The 2,716-nt window shown below is 32.6% G+C and carries 4 protein-coding genes; 2 read left to right on the forward strand and 2 right to left on the reverse strand.

Annotated elements, in window-relative coordinates; genetic code table 11:
• Nucleotides 1-324 (forward strand): REP-associated tyrosine transposase (locus IM515_RS02745; RefSeq protein WP_502881967.1); only part of this gene is annotated, 324 nt, incomplete at its 5' end.
• 369 nt (nt 325-693) lie between these two features.
• Here the strand turns inward: IM515_RS02745 and IM515_RS02750 are convergent.
• On the reverse strand, nt 694-867 hold the full coding sequence (locus IM515_RS02750) for a hypothetical protein (RefSeq protein WP_287630133.1): 174 nt from the start codon (nt 865-867) through the stop codon (nt 694-696).
• 500 nt (nt 868-1,367) lie between these two features.
• Nucleotides 1,368-2,237 (reverse strand): leucine-rich repeat domain-containing protein, encoded by an 870-nt coding sequence (locus IM515_RS02755; protein WP_287630132.1) that lies wholly within the window; start codon nt 2,235-2,237, stop codon nt 1,368-1,370.
• Nucleotides 2,238-2,428: 191 nt separating this feature from the next.
• On the opposite strand from IM515_RS02755, the gene IM515_RS02760 reads away from it, so the two are divergent.
• On the forward strand, nt 2,429-2,716 hold a 288-nt coding region (locus IM515_RS02760), incomplete at its 3' end, for an REP-associated tyrosine transposase (RefSeq protein WP_287630131.1).

A 2,716-nucleotide genomic window follows, 5' to 3' on the forward strand; every position in this document is an offset into this window, starting at 1 on the left:
AGATTGCGATTGATTAAAACGTATGTTACCAAGCATTATGCAGAACAATTAGGTGTTAACCGAGAAGTTTCTCAGTCACGAATAAACCGAAGAGAGCGCAATCTTTGGCAGCGTCGTTATTGGGAACATTTGCTTCGAGATGAAAGAGATTTTGCTCTGCATTGTGATTATATTCATTATAATCCCGTAAAACATGGATTATGTGCAAATCCGCAAGATTGGCAGTTTTCAAGCATCCATCGGTTTATTGCTCAGGGAATTTATCCGCCTAATTGGGGGAGCGATGGTATCAAAGAAATACCAACAGCAATTTGGGATGAGTGATTTAATTATCAATATTCTAGTAATAAAATGTAGGGTGCGTTAGACGGTAATAATCTTTGCTTTTGCTTAGATCTAGCAATCCGTCGTAACGCACCAATTTAATAATTCTGTAATTGGATAACAATTAATAAGAGTTCTAACATTGAGTAATGTTTTTTTAAAGCCCCATAATTGATTCCAATCATCTTTGACCAAAGGAGCAAACTGCTTAAGAAACCCTGGTGAATTTGAAAGATAAGCTATATTATCAACTCTAATAGAATCTAAATAAGATTCTACTGTATCAAAGTCATTTTCATTAAGATATTGTAAATTAAAACACTCTAAATCAACTAACCAGACATATTCTTCTAACTCATCTAAAATAGATTAAAATAGTAGATAAAAATCAGAGCAAAAATTATTTTCAGCTTTGATTTTTTCAGGAAAAGTATGGGAACAAACGAGCGTTCCATCTGGTTTTTCTTGTATTTTACCATAATAAATACGGATTCCAGAAAGCTCAAAAGTTGGTGAATAATTATTTGAGGTTAATGTCATCATAGGTTTTTCACAATACGTCTTGAGTAAGAGATAATAATCAATAATGGATTTTAGACATGATAATGAAATTTTCCATCTTGCCAAACTCTTGTGCCGTTAATGTGGTTGAAAAGACCATAGTCCATTCTAAACAGTTGTAATTGTGGCAGTCGAGCATTTGTCCCAATTCCTACCCCAAACAAGCGATAGCCATCACCATTTGAAAAAGCACTACAAGATCTAAAACAGAAACATGAATCGTAGTGGACTGTTTCAGCTAATTTGGTGTATTAGAAAAATGCTATAAATTCTATAATCTAAGACTTTAAGCCGAAATCTATTGCCCTATTTTAGTTGAAACAGTCCAGTAGGGTGCGAAGCGCGATAGCGTAACGCACCGGTTTAATGATAAAGTTGGTGCGTGGGGCGCGGATTATTAATTTGTTTTTTTTTGCCAGAGATTGTCGCCGCCTAACGCACCCTACAAGATCGGCGATCGCACTACTAGATCGGCGATCACACTAATATTTTTTATGAGAGAGGAGAGTATTAATTTCTGTTGCTCTATGTGTATAATGTTTTCGATATTTAAAAATAGTGTGTTTAAGCTTAGGAAGAGTTATTAGAATATTTAAGTTTCCATCTTCAATTATTGTTGAACCATCAAAACTAAAACTTTCTAAATTTTCCAAGTTTTTTAAAAATTCTAGAGATTGAATTGTTCCCATACCATAAAGTTCCAACTTTTTTAGGTATGTTAATGATGAAATAAAAGACAAATCATAAACTTTTTTACAGTTACCCAATCTGAGTTCCTGTAGTTGTATCAGCTTACTAATTTCCTTGACTTCAACTAGGCTTCTTAGATCGGATAAAATTAAAGTTTCTAAATGATTTAATCGAGAGATACCTTCTAGAGTATGTAATGCAGATTGAGCAATATCTAAAAATTTTAAATTTTTTAATTTAGAGCAAGGCTGAAATTGCAGGTTTTTCCAATAGCTTATTGATAATTCTTCTAAGTTTTTATTATCGAATAGATTATTAGAAAAATTATTATTCCAATAAATTATACATTTCTTAAGATTTGGGAAGAAAGAAAAATCTAGAGGAGTTTTTGAAAGAATTTCTAGAGATAAAAAAACTAAATTAGATAGACAAGTTAATCCTTCCAGATTTTCATTATCTGAGTTGGTATAGAAGCGAAATTTATCGATATAGTCTTTAACATTTTCAAGAAAATATAAATTTTTCCATTCTCCTGATGAAAGATACAAATAATCAATGCTGTTTTCTCGAATGAAGTCTTCTACTGAAGAACTCCAAAAATCAAAAACGTTTAAGTATTGTTCACCTTTTGCATTAGTGCGTAAGCGAAAATTATTATTCATTTTAGTCCTTATTATTTACATATCCTGCTAAAATTTTAACAGACCAAAGGGTGCGTTACGCTATCGCTAACGCACCAATTTAATAATAAAGTAAAATGTAAGGTGCGTTAGACGGCGACAATCTCTGCTCTTGCTTAGAATTAGCAATCCGTCGTAACTCACCACCAAAGAGATATATTAAAGATAGAACAATGCCTAATTATAGAAGATCTAATGTTTCTGGCGGTACTTATTTTATTACCCAAGTTACTTATCAACGTGAATCCTGGCTCTGTAGTGAAATTGGACGGAAGGCTCTCAGAGAGGCTCTTCAAAAGGTAAGAGAAAAACATCCTTTTTCAATTGATGCTTTTGTTTTGTTACCAGAGCATTTTCATTTTTTGTTAACTTTGCCACCGGAAGATAAAAATTTTTCTCTGAGATTGCGATTGATTAAAACGTATGTTACCAAGCATTATGCAGAACAATTAGGTGTTAAC

The organism is Microcystis sp. M44BS1, from assembly GCF_020244875.1.
Lineage (GTDB): Bacteria > Cyanobacteriota > Cyanobacteriia > Cyanobacteriales > Microcystaceae > Microcystis > Microcystis panniformis.